At 56.5% G+C, this 23,047-nt stretch carries 20 protein-coding genes, 2 tRNA genes and 1 other annotated feature; of the genes, 11 read left to right on the top strand and 11 right to left on the bottom strand.

What is annotated here, in order from left to right; translation table 11 throughout:
* The first annotated feature begins 166 nt into the window (after positions 1-166).
* The 3 genes from QMN93_RS10635 to QMN93_RS10625 are packed head-to-tail and all read left to right on the top strand — an operon-like array spanning position 167 to position 5,276.
* A complete protein-coding gene (locus QMN93_RS10635; RefSeq protein ID WP_048976429.1) occupies positions 167-1,252 on the top strand; it encodes an efflux RND transporter periplasmic adaptor subunit in 1,086 nt (361 codons plus the stop codon).
* Positions 1,252-4,314, top strand: coding sequence for an efflux RND transporter permease subunit (locus QMN93_RS10630; RefSeq protein ID WP_193139535.1), 3,063 nt, complete (start codon positions 1,252-1,254; stop codon positions 4,312-4,314). The genes QMN93_RS10635 and QMN93_RS10630 overlap by 1 nt, the downstream gene beginning before the upstream one ends.
* Positions 4,311-5,276, top strand: coding sequence for an acyltransferase (locus QMN93_RS10625; RefSeq protein ID WP_069303050.1), 966 nt, complete (start codon positions 4,311-4,313; stop codon positions 5,274-5,276). The genes QMN93_RS10630 and QMN93_RS10625 overlap by 4 nt, the downstream gene beginning before the upstream one ends.
* On the opposite strand, the gene pagP is transcribed toward QMN93_RS10625, so the two are convergent.
* Entirely contained in the window at positions 5,273-5,848 is a 576-nt protein-coding gene (gene pagP / locus QMN93_RS10620; RefSeq protein WP_193139539.1) for a lipid IV(A) palmitoyltransferase PagP, read from the bottom strand. The two genes, QMN93_RS10625 and pagP, sit on opposite strands and share 4 nt — an antisense overlap.
* Before the next feature lie 256 nt (positions 5,849-6,104).
* Between pagP and shiA the strand changes: the two genes are divergently transcribed.
* The 3 genes from shiA to QMN93_RS10605 all read left to right on the top strand — a co-directional run bounded on the left by shiA (position 6,105) and on the right by QMN93_RS10605 (position 10,740).
* Positions 6,105-7,421: a shikimate transporter gene (gene shiA, locus QMN93_RS10615; protein WP_048979815.1), complete on the top strand. Its 1,317-nt coding sequence runs from the start codon at positions 6,105-6,107 to the stop codon at positions 7,419-7,421.
* 73 nt (positions 7,422-7,494) lie between these two features.
* Entirely contained in the window at positions 7,495-8,949 is a 1,455-nt protein-coding gene (locus QMN93_RS10610) for an AMP nucleosidase (protein ID WP_048976440.1), read from the top strand.
* 18 nt (positions 8,950-8,967) lie between these two features.
* A complete protein-coding gene (locus QMN93_RS10605; protein ID WP_193139541.1) occupies positions 8,968-10,740 on the top strand; it encodes an aminopeptidase P family protein in 1,773 nt (590 codons plus the stop codon).
* Positions 10,741-10,884: 144 nt separating this feature from the next.
* On the opposite strand, the gene QMN93_RS10600 is transcribed toward QMN93_RS10605, so the two are convergent.
* Positions 10,885-10,960 (bottom strand) — tRNA-Asn (locus QMN93_RS10600).
* 103 nt (positions 10,961-11,063) lie between these two features.
* Positions 11,064-12,518: a multidrug efflux MATE transporter EmmdR gene (emmdR, locus tag QMN93_RS10595; RefSeq protein ID WP_123244567.1), complete on the bottom strand. Its 1,455-nt coding sequence runs from the start codon at positions 12,516-12,518 to the stop codon at positions 11,064-11,066.
* Positions 12,519-12,679: 161 nt separating this feature from the next.
* Here emmdR and QMN93_RS10590 point away from each other — a divergent pair.
* Together QMN93_RS10590 and QMN93_RS10585 are read left to right on the top strand one after the other, a co-directional pair.
* Positions 12,680-12,755, top strand: a tRNA-Asn gene (locus QMN93_RS10590).
* 53 nt (positions 12,756-12,808) lie between these two features.
* On the top strand, positions 12,809-13,144 hold the full coding sequence (locus QMN93_RS10585) for a gamma-glutamylcyclotransferase family protein (protein ID WP_096151388.1): 336 nt from the start codon (positions 12,809-12,811) through the stop codon (positions 13,142-13,144).
* A gap of 47 nt (positions 13,145-13,191) precedes the next feature.
* Here the strand turns inward: QMN93_RS10585 and QMN93_RS10580 are convergent, their stop codons facing one another.
* The 4 genes from QMN93_RS10580 to dacD form a co-directional block, all read right to left on the bottom strand.
* Positions 13,192-13,527 carry a DUF496 family protein gene (locus QMN93_RS10580; protein WP_008499467.1) on the bottom strand — a complete coding sequence of 112 codons (336 nt, stop codon included), beginning with the start codon at positions 13,525-13,527 and terminating at the stop codon, positions 13,192-13,194.
* 158 nt (positions 13,528-13,685) lie between these two features.
* Positions 13,686-14,744 (bottom strand): FUSC family protein, encoded by a 1,059-nt coding sequence (locus QMN93_RS10575; RefSeq protein WP_023312358.1) that lies wholly within the window; start codon positions 14,742-14,744, stop codon positions 13,686-13,688.
* 92 nt (positions 14,745-14,836) lie between these two features.
* Entirely contained in the window at positions 14,837-15,310 is a 474-nt protein-coding gene (gene sbmC / locus QMN93_RS10570; RefSeq protein WP_033145946.1) for a DNA gyrase inhibitor SbmC, read from the bottom strand.
* Between the two features lie 119 nt (positions 15,311-15,429).
* Positions 15,430-16,596 (bottom strand): serine-type D-Ala-D-Ala carboxypeptidase DacD, encoded by a 1,167-nt coding sequence (dacD, locus tag QMN93_RS10565; protein WP_064672779.1) that lies wholly within the window; start codon positions 16,594-16,596, stop codon positions 15,430-15,432.
* Between the two features lie 207 nt (positions 16,597-16,803).
* Between dacD and sbcB the strand changes: the two genes are divergently transcribed.
* Positions 16,804-18,231 (top strand): exodeoxyribonuclease I, encoded by a 1,428-nt coding sequence (gene sbcB, locus QMN93_RS10560; protein ID WP_232938331.1) that lies wholly within the window; start codon positions 16,804-16,806, stop codon positions 18,229-18,231.
* Positions 18,232-18,349: 118 nt separating this feature from the next.
* Here the strand turns inward: sbcB and plaP are convergent, their stop codons facing one another.
* The 4 genes from plaP to QMN93_RS10540 all read right to left on the bottom strand — a co-directional run bounded on the left by plaP (position 18,350) and on the right by QMN93_RS10540 (position 21,776).
* Positions 18,350-19,708: a putrescine/proton symporter PlaP gene (gene plaP, locus QMN93_RS10555; RefSeq protein WP_023312362.1), complete on the bottom strand. Its 1,359-nt coding sequence runs from the start codon at positions 19,706-19,708 to the stop codon at positions 18,350-18,352.
* Positions 19,698-19,760: a membrane protein YoeI gene (gene yoeI / locus QMN93_RS10550; RefSeq protein ID WP_099458931.1), complete on the bottom strand. Its 63-nt coding sequence runs from the start codon at positions 19,758-19,760 to the stop codon at positions 19,698-19,700. Before yoeI ends, plaP begins: the two co-directional genes overlap by 11 nt.
* Before the next feature lie 219 nt (positions 19,761-19,979).
* Positions 19,980-20,909 carry a LysR substrate-binding domain-containing protein gene (locus QMN93_RS10545; protein WP_112778168.1) on the bottom strand — a complete coding sequence of 310 codons (930 nt, stop codon included), beginning with the start codon at positions 20,907-20,909 and terminating at the stop codon, positions 19,980-19,982.
* A gap of 42 nt (positions 20,910-20,951) precedes the next feature.
* Complete coding sequence (locus tag QMN93_RS10540) at positions 20,952-21,776, bottom strand: SDR family oxidoreductase (protein WP_167819253.1); 825 nt, start codon at positions 21,774-21,776, stop codon at positions 20,952-20,954.
* 175 nt (positions 21,777-21,951) lie between these two features.
* Between QMN93_RS10540 and hisL the strand changes: the two genes are divergently transcribed.
* Positions 21,952-22,002, top strand: a complete 51-nt coding sequence (hisL, locus tag QMN93_RS10535) for a his operon leader peptide (RefSeq protein WP_001364200.1) — start codon at positions 21,952-21,954, stop codon at positions 22,000-22,002.
* Positions 21,978-22,101, top strand: a sequence feature (His leader region). (Overlaps the previous gene by 25 nt.)
* 45 nt (positions 22,102-22,146) lie before the next feature.
* Positions 22,147-23,046 carry an ATP phosphoribosyltransferase gene (gene hisG, locus QMN93_RS10530; protein WP_028018500.1) on the top strand — a complete coding sequence of 300 codons (900 nt, stop codon included), beginning with the start codon at positions 22,147-22,149 and terminating at the stop codon, positions 23,044-23,046.
* The last annotated feature ends 1 nt before the right edge of the window (position 23,047 follow it).

Here is a 23,047-nt window from a genome sequence, read left to right as displayed (position 1 = left end):
GTATGGTTTAAGCCTGATCCGTCTGGGTATGTTTATTGCGCTTGCCATTATCGCCAGCACGGCGATTGGTTTATTTACCTATATGGTCGTCACTGTTCTGGCAGAATAGTGTCACCCCTGTCCAGGTTATGGAATAAATAAAACAGTTATTTATTAGGGGAATACAGTGAACCGCTACCTCTCTCTTTTACCGTTCGTTTTGTTAACGCTCACGGCGTGCGACCCGAAACCGAAGCAAGACTCTCCCCTTCCCAGGATGGTAAAAGTGGCGGAGGTGACGGTTCCCGGTCACGCCCAGCAGCGCGTTTTCCCCGCCCGCATTGAATCGGGCGATGCCACAGACCTTTCCTTCAAGCGCGCAGGACAAATTGAAGCGCTCGATGTGCGTCAGGGCGCAGCCATCAAGCAGGGGCAACAGCTTGCCAGACTGAACGCCCGTGAAGCCCAGCAGCGGGTTAACGACAGACAAACGGCGGCGACGCTGGCCCAGAGGCAGTTCGATCGCTTCCAGACGCTGGCGGGCAGGCAGGCGATTTCGAAAGCGGAAATGGACGTGCAGCGTGCGAACCGCGATTCGGCGAATGCGGCGCTACAAATTGCCCGGGAAGAGCTGAATCAGATGACGCTCGTCGCCCCCTTCAGCGGGACGGTGGCCAGCGTACATGTCCGAAATCATCAGGTGGTGTCCCCCGGTCAGCCCATTGCCACGTTAACCCGCACCGACCTGCTTGACGTGGTGTTCAGCATCCCTGAAAACCTGTTTAAGACCTTTGATATCCGCAACGCGCAGTATCGGCCCGTGGTGAGAATTAACGCCATTCCTGATCGGGAATTTACCGCCGTCTACAAAGAGCACTCGGGCAGCAGCGACAGCAATACCCTGACCTGGCAGGTGATACTCACCATGCCGCGGCCAGATGATTTTCCCGCCGTCGGTGGCGTAAGCGGTACGGTGACCATCAATTTAACCAACCTCCCGGCGGGCGCGGGCGCTCAGGCGCTGGTCGTACCGGTTGAGGCAGTCTTTAACCCGGACAACAGCCCGCGCAATGAGCCGCACGTCTGGGTCGTAACGGGCGAAGGCGACGCGCTCCATCTTGAAGACCGCAAGGTCAGCGTGGGGCAAGTGAGCACCGAAGGCGTGGTGATTACCAGCGGGCTTAAGGCGGGCGAACGCGTGGTGGCCGCGGGCGTTGGGGAGCTGCATGCTAATCAGCCGGTGCGTATCTGGACGCGTGAACGGGGACTGTAATGGATATCTCTCGTCAATTTATCAATAACCCCGTTCGCGTCTGGCTAACGATCCTGCTGCTGGGCATCGGGGGGATTTTCGCCCTGTTGAATATCGGCAGGCTGGAAGATCCCGCCTTTACCATCAAAACCGCAGTGGTGGTCACCCACTACCCCGGCGCATCCGCTCAGCAGGTGGAAGAAGAGGTGACGCTTCCGCTGGAGAATGCCCTTCAGCAGCTGCCTTATCTGGATAACGTCAGCTCTATCTCGTCAAACGGTCTGTCGCAAATCACCGTTAACATCGCGTCACGCTATCACTCGAACGAGCTGCCGCAGATTTGGGATGAACTGCGCCGCCGCGTGGGTGATGCCTCGCGTCAGTTCCCGCCCGGCGTCGTCACGCCCTTTGTGAATGACGATTTCGGCGACGTGTTCGGCTTCTTCTTCGCCATTTCCGGGGATGAATTCAGTAACCCTGAACTGGTGAGATACGCGGAGCAGCTTCGCCGCGAGTTAATTCTGGTCCCCGGGGTTGCGAAGGTCGCCATCGGTGGGGCGATTAGCCAGCAGGTCAACATTGATATCTCCCTGAGCAAAATGGCCGCGCGCGGCATTACGCTGAACCAGCTTTCCGCCCTGCTCAGCAGACTTAACGTTGTTTCCAGCGCAGGAGAAATCACCTCCGGCACCGAATCCATTCGCCTGCACCCGACCGGCGAGTTCGGGAATCTTGATGAACTGGCGGATCTCATCATCACGCCTTCCGGCACCGGGGCGGCGACGCGTCTGCGGGATATCGCCACGCTGTCGCGCGGGCTGAACGAATCGCCAGCCAGTATCTACCATGCCAACGGCAAAAAAGCCGTCACGATGGGCGTCTCGTTTATTCCCGGGGTAAACGTGATCGACGTGGGCCACGCGCTGGAGGCGAAGCTAAACCAGATGTCGGCGGAAAAACCGGCCGGCATACGGATAGACCTGTTTTACGATCAGGCAGCCGAAGTGGGCCACTCTGTTAACGGTTTTATTATTAACTTCCTGATGGCGCTGGCGATTGTCATCGGCGTGCTGCTGATTTTTATGGGCGTACGCAGCGGGATCATCATTGCGGTTTCTCTCGCCCTTAACGTGCTGGGCACGCTGCTGATTATGTATCTGTGTGGCATTGAGCTACAGCGCATCTCGCTTGGGGCGCTGATTATCGCCCTCAGCATGCTGGTGGATAACGCCATCGTGATTGTCGAAGGGGTATTGATTGCCCGACAGCAGGGCTCCCCGCTGTTAACCGCCGTAAACTACATCATCCGCCGCTCCGCCCTGCCGCTGCTGGGGGCGACGGTGATTGCCATCCTGGCGTTTGCCCCTATCGGGCTGTCGCAGGATTCCACCGGGGAATACTGTAAATCCCTGTTCCAGGTGCTGCTGATTTCCCTGATGCTGAGCTGGTTTTCGGCGCTCACCCTCACCCCGGTGCTGATTAAGTGGTGGTTGTTTAAAAACAACAGCGCGCCCGATAAAACCGACGAGTCAGACCCTTACGATAAACGACTCTACCGCGCCTACCAGCGCCTGCTTAACACGCTGCTGCGCCATAAGGCACCGACGCTCATTGTGATGGCTGCGCTGCTGGCAGCGTCTGTCTGGGGCTTCGGCGCCGTACGGCAAAACTTTTTCCCGTCGTCTAATACGCCCATTTTCTTTGTCGACCTGTGGTTACCCTACGGTACCGATATCAAGTGGACTGAGAAAATGACCGGCGATATCGAAAAAACCATTAACGGCCAGCCTGGCGTGGAGACCACCGTCTCAACCATTGGTCAGGGAAGTATGCGCTTTATTCTGACCTACAGCGGACAGCGCCAGTACAGCAACTATGCGCAGATCATGGTGCGCATGGACGACCAGCGCAACATCTCCGCCCTGACGCGCCACGTGGACGAGTACATCGCGCGAAACTATCCGCAGGTCAACGCCAGCACCAAACGCGTGATGTTTGGCCCCTCCGGCGATAGCGCCATTGAGGTGCGCATTAAAGGCCCCGACCCTGACCGGCTGCGCCTGATTGCCAGCCAGGTGGACGATATCCTCACGCGCGACCCGGCCACGGGCAGCGTCAGGAACGACTGGCAAAACCGCAGCAAGGTGATCCGCCCACAGTACGTTGCCGCCCTGGGCCGCGAGCTTGGCGTAGATAAGCAGGACGTTGACAACGCGCTGGAGATGAACTTTTCCGGCAGCCGGGCGGGGCTGTATCGGGAAGGCAGCGACCTGCTCCCGGTCGTGGTGCGCCCGCCTGAGAGCGAACGGCTGGACGCCAGTCACCTGAACAACGTGCTGGTCTGGAGCCAGACGCGGCAGCAGTATATCCCGCTGAGTAACGTCGTCAGCCGCTTCTCGCTGGAGTGGGAAGACCCGCTCATCCTTCGCCGCGACCGCTCGCGGGTGCTGACGGTTCAGACGGACCCGGACCCGCTGAGCCAGCAAACCTCCGGGGACATTCTCGCCCGGGTGAAGCCGCAAGTAGATGCCCTTCCCCTGCCACACGGCTACAGCATCGAGTGGGGGGGCGACGCGGAAAACTCCAGCGAAGCGCAGCAGGGGCTATTCACTACGCTACCTCTCGGGTATCTGGTGATGTTTGTCATTACGGTGCTGATGTTCAGTTCGGTGAAAAATGCGGTCGCCATCTGGCTGACCGTACCGCTGGCGCTGATTGGCGTCACGCCGGGATTTTTACTTACCGGCATTCCCTTTGGCTTTATGGCGCTGATTGGTCTGCTGAGCCTGAGCGGAATGCTCATCCGCAACGGCATCGTGCTGGTGGAAGAGATCGAACAGCAGAAAACGCAAAAGGATCAGAACGAGGCGATCGTGTACGCCGCGACCTCGCGCCTGCGCCCCATCCTGCTCACCGCGTTTACGACCGTACTTGGCCTGGCTCCGCTGCTGCTGGATGTGTTCTTCCAGAGCATGACCGTTGTGATTATGTTTGGACTGGGGTTTGCTACAATCCTGACGCTGCTGGTACTCCCCGTGATCTATGCGTGTTTCCATCGTAAGGACGAAGCCAAACAACAATGAATGCGACAGGGCTGAACATTATCAAGACGCTGGGCTGTATGACGGCGGTGACCTTCTTTACCATCTACAACACCTGGGATCATTATGATTATGACTATCACTGGATCCTGGGGTTTTTAACCTTTATTTCGACGATTGCCACGCCGCTGTTTTTTGTCGTTGCGGGCTATCTCGACGGACAATCACGGCACGGCACCCGCTGGCAGCTGGGTAAAATTAAAAGTCTGGTGATTGTTTTTCTGTTCTGGATTACGATCTACTACCTGTGGGAGCCCTATCAGCGCGGGTATTTAATCCAGCCCTGGTTCGTGTTTGCGTTTGTGGTGATTTACACCTTCCACCCGGCGGTGGAGTGGCTCAGCCAGCGGCGAAGGCTGTTCTGCGGCGCGATTGCCGCCCTGCTGCTCTTTTCCTACGGATACGATCTGCTGTCAGCGCTCTATCCTGGAACGCACGCCCTTTCTCTTTCACCGCAGTATCGGCTGTGGACATGGCTGCTGTTTTATCTGACGGGGCAACTCTTTTGCGACCCGAAAATTGCCGAGTGGATTAGCCGCAAAAATGTCGTCAGGGCGGCGGTTGTCGCCATCCCGTTTATCTACCTCTTCACCTGGTTTTACGAGCGCCACTTTTTCTTCGCGCTGTTCAAGGCGGACAGAAACGCCTTTATTCTCACCGGCTCGCAGATTTACATTTTGATCATCGCGCTGGTGATTGCGGCGAACGGCGTGCGCTTTCGCCGCAATGCTGAATTTAAGGAGTCCATTCTGGCCGCCATCAGCAAAACGATGACCGGCGTGTATATTGTGCACTACTCGGTGTTTCATCTGCTGACGGCGCTGATACCGGTGACCTCTCTCGGTATGAAGCTGGCGTTGATTGTGCTCACCTTCGTCACCTCAGTTCTGTTCTCCATGCTGGTATTGTCTAACGCCGTGGCAAAAAAGGTGATCACCCTTTAGAAGCCTAAGCGCAGCCAGGCAAAGAGCACGTTGCCGTTGTTATAGGTTCCGGGAATATAGGTGAACTGGACGGTACCGCGCTTATACCCGGCGGAAAACAGCGGGAAGATAAACGGTAGCGGGACATAGTTTGCAAAATCATCTCGCGCCGTGATGCCCGCCGCGGCACCGAGCCCAAGACGGAAATCTTTGGCATCATCCAGATACCAGCCCTTCTCCCAGCCATAGCCCATCGCGGGCTGCCATTCGTTATGCGAGTCCTTGAACATCATCGCGAACAGCGCGCTCCAGTTGCCCTCTTCGTTATAGCGGGAAACGCCCAGCCCGCCGCCCCACGGCATTTCATTGTAATTGTCGGTTTTTTCTTTGTCGTACATAAAGCGAGCGTGCCAGCTCAGAAACGGCAGGTACAGGTCGTAACGTTGGGGCTCTTCCCAGGTTTGCGAAATATCATCCGTCAGCGCATTCCACCAGCCGCTGATACGCTGTTCACCATAGACGTTGGGCTCCGCATGAAGCGGTGCGACGAATAAAAACAGGACCATCCAGAATGCCGAAAAGGTGCGTTGCATCGTTATTCCCTCAGCTTAACTTACGCAGCGGTCACTATTACTGTAAACCATTCAGCCTTTAACGGAGCCAGAAGACACAATTATCTCGCTGCAGGCGGGGATGAAATTTATTTATTCAGCACCATCCGGAAAGATAAAAACGTTTTCTCAGGCGTTCTGTCGCGGTAGTCTCATAGGTTCCGTTTATATGACGGGCGCAACGTGAGTGACCTTTTCTTATACCAATAATTAAAAAATCAGTACGGACAGGACAACTATGGACTCCACCCTCATCTCCGATCGTCCCAACGAGGAGACACCTTCGCTCAATCGTGCCCGCCGCGCAGCCTTAGGCAGCTTCGCGGGTGCCGTCGTCGACTGGTATGATTTTCTGCTTTACGGCATCACTGCCGCCCTGGTGTTTAACCGCGAGTTTTTTCCCCAGGTCAGCCCTGCGATGGGCACGCTTGCCGCGTTTGCCACTTTCGGCGTCGGCTTTCTGTTTCGCCCGCTGGGCGGTGTGATCTTCGGCCACTTCGGCGACCGCCTGGGCCGCAAGCGCATGCTGATGCTCACCGTCTGGATGATGGGGATCGCCACCGCGCTGATTGGTATTCTCCCCTCGTTTGCCTCTATCGGCTGGTGGGCGCCGGTACTGCTGGTCACCCTGCGCGCCATCCAGGGCTTCGCCGTCGGCGGCGAATGGGGCGGTGCGGCGCTTCTGTCCGTAGAGAGCGCGCCGAAAAATAAGAAAGCGTTTTACAGCAGCGGCGTACAGGTCGGGTACGGCGTGGGCCTTCTGCTTTCCACCGGGCTGGTATCGCTAATCAGCCAGCTCACCACCGACGAGCAGTTCCTGAGCTGGGGCTGGCGTATTCCGTTCATCTTCAGCATCGTGCTGGTCATCGCCGCGCTGTGGATCCGTAACGGGATGGAGGAGTCGGCTGAGTTTGAAAAACAACAGCTGGAAAAACCGCTCGCCAAAAAGCGTCTGCCTGTGATGGAAGCGCTGGTTCAGCACCCTGGCGCTTTTCTGAAAATTATCGCCCTGCGCCTGTGCGAGTTGCTGACGATGTATATCGTCACCGCCTTTGCCCTGAACTACTCGACGCAGAACCTCGGTCTTCCCCGCGAGCTGTTCCTGAATATTGGCCTGCTGGTCGGCGGGATAAGCTGTCTGACTATCCCCTGCTTCGCCTGGCTGGCTGACAGGTTTGGCCGCCGTCGCGTTTACATCACCGGGGCGCTGATTGGCACCCTCAGCGCCTGGCCATTCTTTATGGCGCTCGAGGCGCAGTCGATCTTCTGGATTGTCTTCTTCGCCATCATGCTCGCCAATATCGCTCACGACATGGTGGTGTGCGTGCAGCAGCCGATGTTCACCGAACTGTTTGGCGCAAGCTACCGCTACAGCGGCGCGGGCGTGGGCTATCAGGTCGCAAGCGTGGTCGGTGGCGGATTTACGCCGTTTATTGCCGCCGCGCTGGTGACCTTCTCCGGCGGCAACTGGCACAGCGTGGCGATTTATCTGCTGGCCGGCTGCCTGCTGTCGGCGGCGACGGCGCTGCTGATGAAAGAGACGAGCCACGGCTGATCTCCCTTTTGTTTCACAGGCGTGTGACATACTATCGGGTAGAGTCGCACACCTGTGGAACAAGGAGACAGAGATGAATAATAAGGGCTCCAGCCTGACCCCGGCTCAGGCGCTGGAAAAACTCGACGCGCTGTATGAACAGTCCGTCAACGCGCTGCGCGGCGCCATCAGCGAATATATCGAAACAGGGAAACTTCCCGACCAAAAGGCCAGAACCGAGGGCCTTTTTGTTTATCCATCGCTCTCTGTGACCTGGGACGGCAGCGCCAGCAGTAATCCCAAAACCCGCGCCTACGCGCGCTTTACCCACTCCGGCTGCTACAGCACCACCGTCACCCGCCCTGCGCTGTTCCGCCCGTATCTTGAAGAACAGCTTACGCTACTGTACCAGGATTACGGCGCGCACATTGCCGTTGAGCCCTCGCAGCATGAGATCCCGTATCCGTACGTGATTGACGGTTCGGCGTTAACCCTTGACCGCTCCATGAGCGCGGGGCTGACCCGCCACTTCCCGACGACGGAACTTTCCCAGATTGGCGATGAGACGGCCGACGGGATTTATCACCCGGCAGAATTTTCTCCCCTGTCGCACTTTGATGCCCGACGGGTCGATTTCTCCCTGGCGCGTCTGCGTCACTACACCGGTACGCCAGTCGAACATTTCCAGCCGTTCGTGCTCTTTACCAACTACACCCGCTACGTCGACGAGTTTGTCCGCTGGGGCTGCAGCCAGATCCTCGACCCGGAGAGCCCGTATATCGCGCTGTCCTGCGCGGGCGGGATCTGGATCACCGCTGAAACCGAAGCGCCCGAGCAGGCCATTTCCGACCTGGCGTGGAAAAAGCACCAGATGCCCGCCTGGCACCTGATCACCGCCGACGGCCAGGGCATCACGCTGATTAACATCGGCGTTGGCCCGTCAAATGCCAAGACCATCTGCGACCATCTGGCGGTACTGCGCCCGGACGTGTGGCTGATGATTGGCCACTGCGGCGGCCTGCGCGAAAGCCAGCTGATTGGCGACTACGTGCTGGCCCACGCCTATCTGCGCGATGATCACGTGCTTGATGCGGTGCTGCCGCCGGATATCCCAATCCCGAGCATCGCCGAAGTACAGCGCGCGCTGTATGACGCCACCAAAGAGGTCAGCGGCATGCCGGGCGAAGAGGTTAAACAGCGCCTGCGCACCGGTACGGTCGTCACAACGGATGACCGCAACTGGGAGCTTCGCTACTCCGCCTCCGCGCTGCGGTTCAACCTGAGCCGCGCGGTAGCGATCGATATGGAGAGCGCCACCATTGCCGCGCAGGGATATCGCTTCCGCGTTCCTTACGGCACGCTGCTGTGCGTCTCCGATAAGCCGCTGCACGGTGAAATTAAGCTGCCGGGCCAGGCCAACCGTTTCTACGAAGGGGCAATCTCCGAGCATCTGCAGATTGGTATTCGCGCCATTGATTTGCTGCGGGCTGAAGGTGACAGGCTCCATTCCCGCAAGCTGCGCACCTTCAACGAGCCGCCGTTCCGCTAATCACGATAAGGAAAAACAATGTCCAGCACATCACCGCTCTCTGCCCTGCGCCACTGGCTTGAGGCCAGCCATCTCGACGGGATGATCGTCCCGCGCGCGGATGCCTGGCAGAGCGAATACTGCGCGCCTTACGACGAAAAGCTGGCCTGGCTGACGGGCTTTGACGGTTCGGCCGGCGTGGCGCTGGTGCTGAAAAACAAAGCGCTGCTGTTCGTCGACGGGCGCTATCAGGTTCAGGCGCGCGTTCAGGTCAATACGGATGAGGTTGAGATCCACCACCTGCACAACGAGCCGCTGGCGGAATGGCTGGCAGAAAACGTTGAGTCAGGAACGCGCATCGGTTTTGACGCGCTACTGATGACCAACGCGGAATTTGAGCAACTGTCTGCCACGCCGTGCGAGCTGGTGCCGCTGAAGGCCTCGCCGTTTGACACGCTATGGACCGATCGCCCTGCCGCACCGGCGGGGCTTATCCGTGAGATGCCGGTTGAACACAGCGGCGAACGCAGCGCGGACAAACGTCAGCGCGTCGCCGCCGTGCTGGCCGCAAACAATGTGGATTATCTCGCCGTCACCCTGCCGGATAACATCGCCTGGCTGTTAAACGTCCGCGGTGCGGATATCCCTTACAGCCCTGTACCGCTCTCCTTTGCCCTTCTCGGTCGTGACGGTCACGTTGAGTGGTTTGTTAACGACAATAAGCCCAGCGCCCTGCCTGACGATGTGCGCAATGCGTTCACCATTGCGCCGCAGGATACCTTTATTGAACGCTGCCAGCAGATTGCCGTAGGCAAACGGGTGATGATTGATGCCGATTCCGCGCCGGTTGCCCTGCGCTTCGCCATTGAGCCACGGGGAGAAATTGTCTGGCGGACCGATCCCATCACCCTGATGAAAGCGACTAAAAACCCGGTCGAGCTGGCAGGCTATCGCGAGTGCCATCACCGGGACGGGGCCGCGTGGGTCAACTTCCTCGCCTGGCTGAGCCGCGAAGTGCCGCTGCGCGAGGCGGCAGGACAACCGCTCACCGAGCTGGACGCGCAGGCGCAGCAGCTTGCGTTCCGTCAGCAGCAGCCCGGGTTCATCGAGCAGAGTTTTGCAACCATCTCCGCCTCTTCGAGCAATGCGGCGATGTGCCACTACCATTCGAGCGAGGCCAGCAATAAGCCCATCGGTCATGACCATTTTTACCTGAACGATTCCGGCGGCCAGTATGCTAACGGCACCACCGATGCCACGCGCACGCTGGCGTGGGGTAACGTCGATCCGCAGCAGCGCCTGCACTACACTGCCGTGCTGAGAGGCTTCCTGTCGCTCATTACCCTGCAGTTCCCTTCTGGGACTCAGGGGCATCAGCTGGATGCGTTTGCGCGTCGCCCGCTGTGGGAGATGGGGCTGGATTACGATCACGGCACGGGACACGGCGTGGGGCACCAGCTGCTGATCCACGAGAACCCGCATCGCATCGCCAAAAAGGTTAACCCGTGGCCGCTGGTCGCGGGCAATATCATGACTATCGAGCCAGGCTACTATCTGGGCGATAGCCACGGTATTCGTATTGAAAACCAGGTGGAGATTGTGGAGAGCCGTCCGGGTTTCTGCAAATTTGCCTCGCTGACGCTGATCCCGATCGACTTAAGTCAGGTTGAGCTGCATCTGCTGAGCGAGCAGGAAAAGCAGTGGCTGGATGCGTATCACCGGCAGGTATGCGAGGCGCTCTCACCTCTGGTGAATAGCGAAGCGCGTGAGTGGCTGGTTGAGGCGACGGCGCCGATTGGTTTGGATCGATAGTGCATTGTGCGGGCTGGTGCCCTCACCCCAACCCTCTCCCACGGGAGAGGGTGCACACACTAAAAACGGCAACAAGGTTGCCGTTTTGCATTTACCTTGCGCAGAAAAGCAAAAAGCCTGCTTTAAAAGCAGGCTTTTCAAATTTGGCTCCTCTGACTGGACTCGAACCAGTGACATACGGATTAACAGTCCGCCGTTCTACCGACTGAACTACAGAGGAATCGTGTGAACGGGGCGCATATTATCGATGCTCCCCCGGGATGTCAAAGGCAGAATGCACATTTCCGATCGTTTGCCGAATTATTCTCCACTTCGCGCAATTGTCAGGCATTTTTTCGCGGATATTTCCACAGCCAGCGTCCGCTGACCATCCGCCAGTAGAACAGCGCACCCCGCACGGCCCAGTCGAGGAACATCCCCAGCCAGACGCCGACCACACCCCATCCAAGCATCACCCCGAGCGTATACCCCGCGACAACGCGACATCCCCACATGCCGAGCATCGATACCCACATCGCAAAGCGGGCATCGCGCGCCCCTTTCAGCCCGGCGGGTAATACCCATGAGGCCGCCCAGATGGGCATAAAGGCCGCGTTGAGCCAGATGAGGATCTTAACGACCTCTTTAACGTCATCTTCGTGGGTATAGAACGAGGCCATCAGCCCGGCAAACGGCGCGGTTCCCCAGGCGATCAGCGTCAACCCAATGGTCGACAGCCAGAACACGTGCCGCAGCTGCCTCTCCGCCTGGCCTATCTGCCCTTTCCCGAGCCGTTTACCCGTAATAATGGTCGATGCTGAACCCAGCGCGTTACCCGGCAGGTTAATCAGCGAGGCAATAGAGAAGGCGATAAAGTTACCGGCGATAACGTCGGTGCCCATCCCGGCGACAAACATCTGCGTGAGCAGCTTCCCGCCGTTGAACAAGACCGATTCAATGCTCGCGGGAATGCCGATGCCCATCACTTCCCAGATAATGGCGAAATTAAAGGGGCGGAAATAGCTTTTTAGCGTCAGACGCAGCGAGGGAGTAATCCCCGCCATCAGCACCCCGATGATGGCTGCCGCACCGATATAGCGTGAAATGGTTAACCCCAGTCCGGCACCGACGAACCCCAGCCCCTCCCACGAGAACACGCCGTAGATCAGCACGCTGCTGATAATGATATTCAGGATATTCATCCCGCCGTTGATCAGCAGCGGAATTTTGGTGTTGCCCGCCCCGCGCAGCGCACCGCTGCCAATCAGCGCAATGGCCGCCGCCGGATAGCTTAAGACGGTCATTTCCAGGTAGGTCAGCGCCAGGTCTTTAACCTCGTTAGTGGCCTCCCCGGCGACAAAATCGATAATCTCTTTACCGAAATAGTGGATCACCGCCGCCAGAACGATCGAAAAAATGGTCATGATCATCAGCGACTGGCGGGCCGCCTCGCGTGCACGTTTGGGATCAAGCTTGCCGAGGCTAAAGGCCACCACCACCGTCGTCCCGAGGTCTATGGCGGCAAAGAACGAGATCACCACCATGTTAAAGCTGTCCGCCAGCCCAACCCCTGCCATCGCCTCTTTCCCCAGCCAGCTCACCAGGAAGGTGCTCAAAACCCCCATCAACAGAACGCAGGTATTTTCCAGGAAGATAGGCACGGCAAGAGGGGTGATTTCACGCCAGAACAGGACACGATAGCTTTTACGTTTTGCATACCACGGCGTGCGCGTTATCGCCTGGCGTAAGGAGGCAGTGACGTTCAAAATGGACCTTAGCGAGAAAAGTTGAAACTCCATTTCAAATGATGGGGGACAAATGCTAATCCTGCAAAGTATTTTCCAGAAAAAGATGTGTGGATTTACAACAAACTGATGACAGAATCAGCAATCAGTCGGTTTTCCCTAAGATCAGGTTTGACAAAAGTTTTTTCGCCGCTAAGATAAGCCTCCACAACGATTCCTCTGTAGTTCAGTCGGTAGAACGGCGGACTGTTAATCCGTATGTCACTGGTTCGAGTCCAGTCAGAGGAGCCAAATTTAAAAAGCCTGCTTTTAAAGCAGGCTTTTTGCTTTGCGGATGAGGGAAAATGAACGCTCTGTTTGTCTACGGCACGCTGCGCCCGGGCCACGCTAATGCGCATATTCTTGAAAACATCGGCGGCGAATGGCTGGCCGGTTCCGTATCCGGCACGTTTTACGAACGCGGCTGGGGCGCCGCGGCGGACTTCCCGGGAATTGTGCTCCACCCTGACGGCCCCCGCGTCGAAGGCTATCTGTTTATCTCGGATAACCTTGCCGCACACTGGCAAATGCTGGACGAATTTGAAGACGGCTACGATCGGGTTGAGGTCACGGTGACCACCCTTGAAGGCAAGCAGGTTCAGGCCTGGATTTATCAGCTACAGCCGCGTTCTGAGTCATAAAAAAAGGCTCTCTGTCACCAGGGAGCCTTTTTCACTATTCGCTGCGATTACTCGCTTTTTGCTTCGCCGTTTTTGATTTCGCCCATCACTTTCAGCTTTTTAGAGATGTCGCGACGCTCTTTGGACAGCTCAGCGTTTTTGATGATGTAGTCATCAACGCGGTCTTCATAGTCGCTCTTCATGCTGGCGATGATGCCCTGAATAGCTTCAACGCTCATACCTGGCTTGATGTAGTCGCTCAGGTTGTCGAGCAGCAGAACACGTTTCTGGTTGTCACGGATCTTCTTCTCAACGTCCTGGATTTCACGCTGCAGCTTGTTTTTGCGGCGGAACAGGCGGACGAATTCCAGAACATCCTGGAACGAAGGCTTGGTAGTTTCCATTTTTACACCCCTGATAATGTGAGATTCGGATTCGTTAAGGCAACCGTTGTAACAATAACCTTACTGACAGCGGCTGCGAATGACAATGAGTATATCGTTTAAAGCTATCATAACCCCAATTGCTGCTGAATCGAAGCAGCAGCCGTCACATACGCCTTTTATTTGCGCAGCGCCCGGCAAATAAGGTGCGATAACAGCTCAAGCTGCCGCGCCAGTTCCATGCTCAGCCAGACGTAGCCATGAATAGGCGTTTCCGCAACGTTATCGCTCTGGCGTTCATTGATTAACTGCTTCAGCTCCGCAACGATCTCATTCAGCCGCTCGCTGTTGGCCAGTATCGGCTGCGGGTTCCCTTCGTAGAGCGCATGGGCGATGGTCAACAGCGTTTGCTGCGTCATCTGCTGGGTCTCTTTGAGAGTCTGCGCGTTAAGCATCAACAGATGGCTGGGACGCGAGGCCCAGTGGGCGTTGATTTGCAGTTCAAGCATGCAGACCAGATTGCGGCTTACCGTCTGGATGGCTTCGAAAATCGATTTCTGAATATGGGTTTCTTTGCTGGCGGGCGTGATCAGGCCGCGCATTTTGACCACGTCGTTGAGGATTGTTTGCAGATGCTTTTCCAGCCGGGGACGTTCGACCAGATTCGGGGAAAAACCGGCCTGATAGACGCGGTTAAAGGCGGTGACGTAGTTCGCCATCTGAATACGCCAGTGCAGAAAAGCGCGCTGCGGCCAGATGCCGGTGAAGAGCATGGCCAGCAGTGACCCCAGGATGACATCCCCGCTTCGCCACAGCGCGGTGGTCATATCCCCGGCGGGCGCACCGACAACCACCGCGAGAGTAATCCCAATCAGCAAGGCCTGATACGGTCTTTTGCCCAACGCCAGCCAGCCGCACAGGAACATGGCGGCCCCGCACCATGCCAGCATCACGGGAAATGAGATGAGTTCCAGCTTCAGGGCAATAAGCCCAAGGGCCGAGCCTAAAACCGTCCCGCCAATTCGCTCAAAGGCGCGCGGAACAACGTTCCCCCAAAACGAGATGGGCCCCATCACCACCACCAGGGTGATCAGCGGCCACGTCCCTTCCGGAACATCAAGCAAACGGACCAGTACAAACGTCAATACGAACGCCAGCGCGATGCGGCACCCGTGCACCACGCGGTAATGTTTGTACAAGCGAATTTCAAAAGGGGTTAATGATTTGTCGGGACGCACACCCGCTCTCCAGCTACACGGCAAATCACAATTGTACTGTGTTTTCAGCCGGGCGGATCGCTCCCGGCTGAAAAACCCTTCATTTAGCAGGCTTAAGCCGTTTTATGCTCTACCGCGATATACATTTCGATATCCCAGTAGCCGTCTGCATTGCCGTCATTGAGATAGCGTTCGAAGCAGGGTTTAAGCGCCATCTGGTACTTATTGTCCTGCAGCAGAGAGTTGAAGAACTGATACCACGGCGTGGCGAAGTCGTAGTTTTCCACGCGCGCCGTCGCCACGGCATAATCCCCGGCCGCGATTTCCGTCATCATGACGCCTTCGCTGTTTTCCGGGATAACGAAATCGTCCGGCACCGTAACGGCCGTATCGCAGCGCAGTTTTTCTGCCGGGACCTCATCGGGGTTATCGTAGTAGACCGCAACCCACTCCAGCGGCTCAATGTGGCGCCCGTCCACCCACATCACCAGCTGTTCAAAGCCCTGTTTAACCGTTTGTTCCCACGGTCCGACCAAATGAAAACCGGCAATCTTACGTTTCTGTTGCTGCTTGATGCTGTAGTCCATGCTGCCTCCATTTATTACTGTATATTTATACACTATAAAGCTGGATTACTATTATCGGCAAACGAGGAGTGTTTATTATGTGAGCAGACTCGCAACCCTGCCAGTCTGCCCATCAGCGGTTAAAGCGTGTGGTGGAGATAATCGCTCACGCGAGAGAACAGTCCGCCCTTATCAACGGCTTCCAGCGTCACCAGCGGCCAGTGCGCCACCACCTTGTCACGGTCATAGAGCTGGATCTCCCCGACCCGCTGATGCGCAGCAATCGGCGCTTCCAGCTCTTTTTTATCCAGCACGTATTTGGCTTTGATGTTCGGCACTTCCGCTTTCGGCAAGGCCAGCCAGAAGTCCTGGTCGGTGCCCAGTTTCACCTGCTCCTTATCGCCGTACCAGATACGCTCTGTCCCCACTTTTTTACCGCTATGCAGGATTTGCACCGTATCGAAGTTCTGCTGCCCCCAGTGCAGCAGTTTTCGGGCCTGGTCCTCACGGCCTTTCGGGCTGTCCGCCCCCATCACCACCGCGATTAAACGGCGCTGGCCGTCAACGGCGGACGCAATCAGGTTAAAGCCCGCCCCCGAGGTGTGCCCCGTTTTAAGCCCGTCCACGTTCATGGTTTTATCCCACAGCAGGCCGTTACGGTTTTGCTGGGTGATCCCGTTCCAGGTCAGGCTCTTTTCGCTGTACATATGATAAAACTCAGGCTCGCCGTGAATGATGGCGCGGGAGAGTACGGCCAGGTCATAGGCCGAGCTGTGCTGGCCCGGCGCGTCCAGCCCGTGGACGGTTTCAAAGTGCGTATCGCGCAGGTTCAGCTTCTGCACGTAGTCGTTCATCATCTTCACAAACTGCGGCTGACCGCCCGCCACGTGATCGGCCAGCGCCACGCAGGCGTCGTTGCCGGAATCGACAATCAGACCGCGGCTTAAATCACGCACGGAGACGCGATCGCCCTCTTTCAGGAACATCAGCGATGAGCCGTCAAAAACCGGGTTGCCTTTTGCCCACGCGTCACGCCCGACGGTGACAATGTCGTCCGGCGTAATGCGATGGCTATCAATGGCCCGATCAACCACATACCCCGTCATCAGCTTGGTCAGGCTCGCCGGATTGCGTTGTTGATGTTCGTTGCCCGCCGTTAAGATCTGACCAGTCGTGTAGTCCATCAGCACCCAGGAGCCAGCCTGAATGGCCGGAGGCTGCGGCGAAAAATCCAGTGGTTCGGCCGCAAAAGCAGATGAGACACTCGAAGCGAGTAAAGAAACAGCAATAAACAGACGGCGTTTCAACGGTATATCCTCAGGTCATTAAAAATCGATGACCTTTTTACGGGAGTTCTGATGTCGTTACCTGGCTTAATTGCAAAAAAATGTGACAGAACGCAGATTTTTCTCTGAAGCTGGCGCGCAAATTTACGTCACGGCGGTGCTTTTTATTCGGTCTGAACCGCACGATCGTTTACCATAGTGACGTCATTTTTTAACAGGATGGTATTACTGGTGTCTGACTCTGCCGCTCGCCCGACTTTTTTATTCCATGACTACGAAACCTTTGGCACACACCCGGCGCTGGACCGACCGGCGCAGTTTGCCGCCATCCGTACCGACGACGAATTCAACATTATTGGCGAGCCTGAGGTCTTTTACTGCAAGCCTGCGGATGACTACCTGCCGCAGCCCGGGGCGGTCATGGTCACCGGGATCACGCCTCAGGAAGCGCGCGAGAAAGGCGTTAACGAGGCAGAATTCGCCCGACGCATCCACGATCTGTTTACCATCCCCAATACCTGCGTGGTCGGTTACAACAACATCCGCTTCGATGACGAAGTAACGCGCAACATCTTCTATCGCAACTTCTACGATCCCTATGCCTGGAGCTGGCAGAACCGCAATTCACGCTGGGATTTGCTCGACATCATGCGCGCCTGTTATGCCCTGCGTCCTGAGGGCATTAACTGGCCGGAAAACGAGGAAGGGCTGACCAGCTTCCGGCTGGAACACCTGACGCGCGCCAACGGCATCGAGCACAGCAATGCCCACGACGCGATGGCGGACGTCTATGCCACCATTGCCATGGCGAAGCTGGTGAAAAACGCGCAGCCCCGGCTGTTTGAGTATCTGCTGAGCCACCGCAGCAAGCAGAAGCTGATGACCCTTATCGACGTGCCGCAGATGAAACCCCTGGTGCATATTTCCGGCATGTTTGGTGCCTGGCGCGGTAATACCAGCTGGGTCGCCCCGCTGGCCTGGCATCCGGACAACCGTAATGCGGTCATCATGGTGGATTTAGCCGGCGATATTTCGCCGCTGCTGGAGCTCGACAGCGATACCCTGCGCGAACGGCTCTATACCCCGAAAAATGAACTCGGCGATCTGCCCGCGGTGCCGGTCAAACTGGTGCATATCAATAAATGTCCGGTACTCGCGCAGGCGAATACGCTGCGCCCGGAAGATGCGGACAGACTGGGCATTAACCGTCAGCGCTGCCTTGATAACCTGAAAGTGCTGCGCGATAACCCGCAGGTGCGCGAGAAAGTAGTTGCTATCTTTGCCGAGGCGGAGCCGTTCGTGCCGTCTGAAAACGTGGATGCCCAGCTCTACAACGGCTTCTTCAGCGATGCCGACCGCGCGGCGATGAATATCGTTCTGCAAACCGAGCCGCGTAACTTACCGGCGCTGGATATTACTTTCGCCGATAAACGCATCGAAAAGCTGATGTTTAACTACCGCGCGCGTAACTTCCCCGGCACGCTGGACGAGGCAGAGCAGGATCGCTGGCTGCAGCATCGTCGCAATGTCTTTACCCCTGAGTTCCTTAATAGCTATGCTCAGGAGCTGGAAATGCTTTATGGCCAGTATGAGGGGAATGGTGAGAAACAGGCGCTGTTGAAATCCCTGTTCCAGTACGCGCAAGAGATAGTCTGAGCGAGGGGTATAAAAAAAGCCGGAGGCGATGTCTCCGGCTTTTTTTTGCCCGCTGGCACAGGCCAACGGGTGTGTCGTTTTGTAGGCCGGGCAAGCGCTAGCGCCACCCGGCAAGTCATTACGCGACGTCTTCGTACTGCGGAACCGGGTTACGGAAGCTCTTCGTGACGCAGGCCAGGTAAATCAGGCCGATACCCGCCCAAATCAGGCCAAGCACCATAGAGCTCTCTTCCAGGTTAACCCACAGCGCGCCCACGGTCAGGGCACCGCACATCGGCAGGAACAGATACTGGAAGTGATCTTTCAGCGTCTTGTTACGCTTTTCACGGATCCAGAACTGAGAGATAACCGACAGGTTAACAAAGGTGAACGCCACCAGCGCACCGAAGTTAATCAGCGCCGTTGCCATCACCAGGTCAAAGTTAATCGCCAGAAGCGCAATGGCACCGACCAGGATGATGTTCATTGCCGGGGTACGCCAGGTTGGATGAACGTAGCCGAAGAAGCTTTTCGGGAATACGCCATCGCGGCCCATCACGTACATCAGACGCGCAACGCCTGCATGCGCGGCCATACCGGACGCCAGTACGGTAATGGTGGAGAAGATCAGCGCGCCAACCTGGAACGCTTTACCCGCCACATAGAGCATGATTTCCGGCTGAGACGCATCCGGATCCTTGAAGCGGGAGATATCCGGGAAGTACAGCTGCAGGAAATAGGTCGAGAAAATAAAGATCAGACCGCCAATCAGCGCCGTCAGGAAGATGGCGCGAGGGATCACGCGCTCTGCGTCTTTCGTTTCTTCAGACAGGTTGCTGATGCCGTCAAAACCGGTAAAGGAGAAGCACAGAATGGTTGCCCCGGTAATCATCGGGATCACATGGGCATCACCAGACCAGAACGGCTTGCTGCTCGCCAGAGTGCCGGCGCCTTCGCCGTGGAACACACCGTAAATCACCATGCCAAGAATAACGGCAATCAGGACAACCTGAAGGACGACGATCACGGAGTTAAAGTTGGCAACGGACTTAATGCTGCGCAGGTTAAAGGCGGTCATAAAGGCTACCAGCGCCACGACGAACATCCAGGATGGAATCGACGGCACCAGCGCTTCAAAATAAATTTTTGCCAGCAGAATGTTGATCATCGGCGCGAACAGATAGTCGAGCAGCGAAGACCAGCCCACCATAAAGCCAACTGTCGGGCTGATGGATTTCTGGGCATAGGTGTAGGCGGAACCAGCAGACGGATAGCGACGCACCAGTTTACCGTAGCTCAGCGCGGTAAAGAGGATTGCAATCAGCGCGAAGCCATAAGCCGTCGGCACATGACCGTCTGTGAGGCCTGATACGATACCGAATGTATCGAACAGCGTCATCGGTTGCATATAGGCAAGGCCCATCATAACAACCGGAATCAACGTAAGCGTTTTACGTAATTCCACGCGAGAGGTGTTTGGAGTTGCGTTATGCGACATAGTTATTCTCCTTTACGGTGATAACCGCCACGTAAGCGAAAAATTGCCCCATTTCTTTCTTCCTCAGCGACAACAACTGTCGGATTTTAGTAAATATCTATCCGGTACGAAGCCCGGCCTCTTGGTTTTTAGTTTCGTTTCGTACATGCAAAAAAAAATAACCGACGCCTTTTATATCGTCGATTATTCATTTGGTTGCAGCGGCCGCATTTTGCCCCACATCGGATACAAAAGGCAATACTTTGCAAAGCATGGGACAATTTTCTTTTTACTAACTGGCTGATTTCTGGACGTCGGGCTGAGAGTAAACGGCGGCGATAGCACTATTTGCTAAAATCTCGTCTCGCCACCAGGCGCTTGCAAGCCCGGCAGTTTGTTCATTCCAGCCTACCCACACCGATTCATTACTGCTTTGAGCAAGTACCTGTTTTTCAACAAGCGCGCCGCTGTCAATAAACCGCTGCGCCAGATAGCGCGGTAAATAGCCGCAGCCCAGGCCGCTTATTTGCAGTTCCAGCTTGGTTTTAAAGTCGAAAACGGTAATGGCCTCCTGCTCATCAAGTAGCTGCGAGGAGACCGAGCATTCCGGACGAGAGCTGTCCCCGACCACGATGGCGCGGTAGCCTTTAATCACGCGACGGTTAAGCGGCTCGGGTTCCTGAGCCAGCGGGTGATGGGGCGCCACGGCAAATACCTGCTCCAGCACGCCCAGCCGGGCAAAACCAAAATCACTCAGCTGGGGAGGCTCATGGAGTGCACCGACGAAAATGTCCGCCCTGCCCTGCGTTAAGGCATCCCAGGAGCCACCCAGCACGCCGTTGATAAAAATAAGCCGGGTCACGCTGTGGTGTTGATAGAAGGCTTCAATCAGCGGCGTCAGGAGAGAAAACGGAAAAGTATCATCCACGCCAATAACCAGCTCGTTTTCCCAACCCTGATGAAGCTTTACGGCCTGTTTTTCGAGCTCACGAACGGTATGGAGGACTTCGCGGCCTTTTTCCAGCAGCATCTGTCCGGTACGGGTGAAACGTGCGCGGTGTCCGGAGCGATCGAGGATCTGAATATTGAGATCGCTCTCCAGTTTTTGAACGGTATAGCTCAGCGCAGATGGGGTTTTGTAGAGCTTTGCTGACGCAGCGGCAAAGCTCCCCTCTTTTTCCAGAGCATCCAGAATAATAAGAACATCCAGCAGCGGTTTCATGCTCGCCCCCCTTCTGGTGCGCGATCGTCTCCGCTGCGGGTCTTATTCCATGGGCATCACCAGCGGATCGGGATACTGATACTCAAACCCCAGCTCATGACAAATGCGATTGCCATCAACAATTTTGCCTTTACTGTCATCCTTTGCCTCACCGAAAACCGGCGCCGCCAGGCCCAGCTGACGTGCCATCAGCGGGTAAAACGTGCTGCGTGCCGGATGAGAAGGTGCACATATATTATAGATGTGTCCACCTTTCGGAGCCTGTAAGAGTAGCTCAATCGCGCCTACAACATCGTCAAGATGTACAAGATTGACGACATGCTGGCCGTCGGGCGCAGACTTCCCGGCAAAAAAGCGTCCTGGATGGCGGCCAGGGCCCACCAGCCCCGCCAGACGTACGATATCGACCTGCGTGCCGGGAAGATTATGCAGCCAGTCTTCCAGCTCTTTCAGAACCTGACCGCTCGCCGTCACGGGACGGCGCTCTGAAGTCTCCTTAACAACGCCCTCAACTTCGCCATACACCGACGTCGAGCTGGTAAAAATGATGCGCGGAACATGGTGCGCCAGCGCGCTGTCGACGATCTCCTGCATCGCCTGCAGATAAAACGACTCGCCCGGGCCACTGCGCCGCGCGGGGAGCGTGATCACCAGCGCATCGACGTTCATCAGCGTGTCCAGATCGTCAGCATCACACACCAGCTCCGGTTCAAGGCGCAGCTCAACGCCATCAATACCGCACATGCGCGCTGCCTCTACCCCATCCGCCGTGGTTTTGCTCCCGGTCACCTGCCAGCCTTTCGCGGCTAATGACATCGCCAGCGGCATTCCCAGCCACCCTAAACCGACAATTGCGACCTTTTTCATGCGAATTCTCCTGACTCTCACTCGTCTTTTATAAGGCTACGCCAGCCCGGCAGAACACACAATTCATAGCATCAATATGAAATGAATTAATGATCAAAAAAAGCCCTTGCAATATGTCGTACAACTGGTTTAGGTTAAAAGACATCAAATGAATAAGCATTCATCGAGAATTTATATGACACGCGTTCAATTTAAACACCACCATCATCACCATCATCCTGACTAGTCTTTCAGGCGATGTGTGCTGGAAGACGTTTGGATCTTCCAGTGGTGCATGAACGCATGAAAAAGCCCCCGGAAGATCTTCTTCCGGGGGCTTTTTTTTGGACCGAATTCAGACAGGTTAAAACAGGTTAACGAGGAATAAAGAATGTTAGATAACTCACGCTTACGCATAGCTATTCAAAAATCAGGCCGTTTGAGCGATGACTCACGCGAACTGCTGGCCCGCTGCGGGATTAAAATTAACCTGCACACCCAGCGCCTGATTGCTCTGGCTGAAAACATGCCAATCGACATTCTGCGCGTGCGTGATGACGATATCCCCGGCCTGGTCATGGATGGCGTCGTTGACCTCGGCATTATCGGGGAAAACGTGCTGGAAGAAGAGCTGCTGACCCGCCGCGCGCAGGGCGAAGATCCGCGTTATTTCACCCTGCGTCGTCTGGACTTCGGCGGCTGCCGCCTGTCGCTGGCTACGCCGGTTGACGAAGCGTGGGACGGCCCGGCCGCGCTGAACGGCAAACGTATCGCCACCTCTTACCCTCACCTGTTAAAGCGTTATCTCGACCAGAAAGGCGTGCAGTTTAAATCCTGCCTGCTGAACGGCTCCGTTGAAGTGGCGCCGCGTGCGGGTCTGGCGGACGCCATCTGTGACCTCGTCTCTACCGGCGCGACGCTGGAAGCCAACGGTCTGCGCGAAGTGGAAGTGATCTACCGCTCTAAAGCGTGCCTGATTCAGCGCGACGGCGACATGGCCGACGCCAAGCAGCAGCTGATCGACAAGCTGCTGACCCGCATTCAGGGCGTGATTCAGGCTCGTGAGTCCAAATACATCATGATGCACGCCCCAACCGAGCGTCTGGATGAAGTGATTGCCCTGCTGCCGGGCGCTGAGCGTCCAACCATCCTGCCGCTGGCGGGCGATCAGCAGCGCGTGGCGATGCACATGGTGAGCAGCGAAACCCTGTTCTGGGAAACCATGGAAAAACTGAAGGCGCTGGGCGCAAGCTCCATCCTGGTGCTGCCTATTGAGAAGATGATGGAGTAAT

This window comes from Enterobacter sp. R-1.6.2 (assembly GCF_035064085.1).
Taxonomy (GTDB): Bacteria; Pseudomonadota; Gammaproteobacteria; order Enterobacterales; family Enterobacteriaceae; genus Enterobacter; species Enterobacter asburiae_B.
Note: the sequence above shows the minus strand (reverse complement) of the source record. Positions and strands in the feature narration are given on the sequence as shown.

Coding starts and splice junctions, on each gene's coding strand:
- QMN93_RS10630 (WP_193139535.1), top strand. CDS start 1,252: ATGGATATCTCTCGTCAATTTATCAATAACCCCGTTCGCGTCTGGCTA.
- QMN93_RS10625 (WP_069303050.1), top strand. CDS start 4,311: ATGAATGCGACAGGGCTGAACATTATCAAGACGCTGGGCTGTATGACG.
- pagP (WP_193139539.1), bottom strand. CDS start 5,848: ATGCAACGCACCTTTTCGGCATTCTGGATGGTCCTGTTTTTATTCGTC.
- shiA (WP_048979815.1), top strand. CDS start 6,105: ATGGACTCCACCCTCATCTCCGATCGTCCCAACGAGGAGACACCTTCG.
- QMN93_RS10610 (WP_048976440.1), top strand. CDS start 7,495: ATGAATAATAAGGGCTCCAGCCTGACCCCGGCTCAGGCGCTGGAAAAA.
- QMN93_RS10605 (WP_193139541.1), top strand. CDS start 8,968: ATGTCCAGCACATCACCGCTCTCTGCCCTGCGCCACTGGCTTGAGGCC.
- emmdR (WP_123244567.1), bottom strand. CDS start 12,518: ATGGAGTTTCAACTTTTCTCGCTAAGGTCCATTTTGAACGTCACTGCC.
- QMN93_RS10585 (WP_096151388.1), top strand. CDS start 12,809: ATGAACGCTCTGTTTGTCTACGGCACGCTGCGCCCGGGCCACGCTAAT.
- QMN93_RS10580 (WP_008499467.1), bottom strand. CDS start 13,527: ATGGAAACTACCAAGCCTTCGTTCCAGGATGTTCTGGAATTCGTCCGC.
- sbmC (WP_033145946.1), bottom strand. CDS start 15,310: ATGGACTACAGCATCAAGCAGCAACAGAAACGTAAGATTGCCGGTTTT.
- plaP (WP_023312362.1), bottom strand. CDS start 19,708: ATGTCGCATAACGCAACTCCAAACACCTCTCGCGTGGAATTACGTAAA.
- QMN93_RS10545 (WP_112778168.1), bottom strand. CDS start 20,909: ATGAAACCGCTGCTGGATGTTCTTATTATTCTGGATGCTCTGGAAAAA.
- QMN93_RS10540 (WP_167819253.1), bottom strand. CDS start 21,776: ATGAAAAAGGTCGCAATTGTCGGTTTAGGGTGGCTGGGAATGCCGCTG.
- hisG (WP_028018500.1), top strand. CDS start 22,147: ATGTTAGATAACTCACGCTTACGCATAGCTATTCAAAAATCAGGCCGT.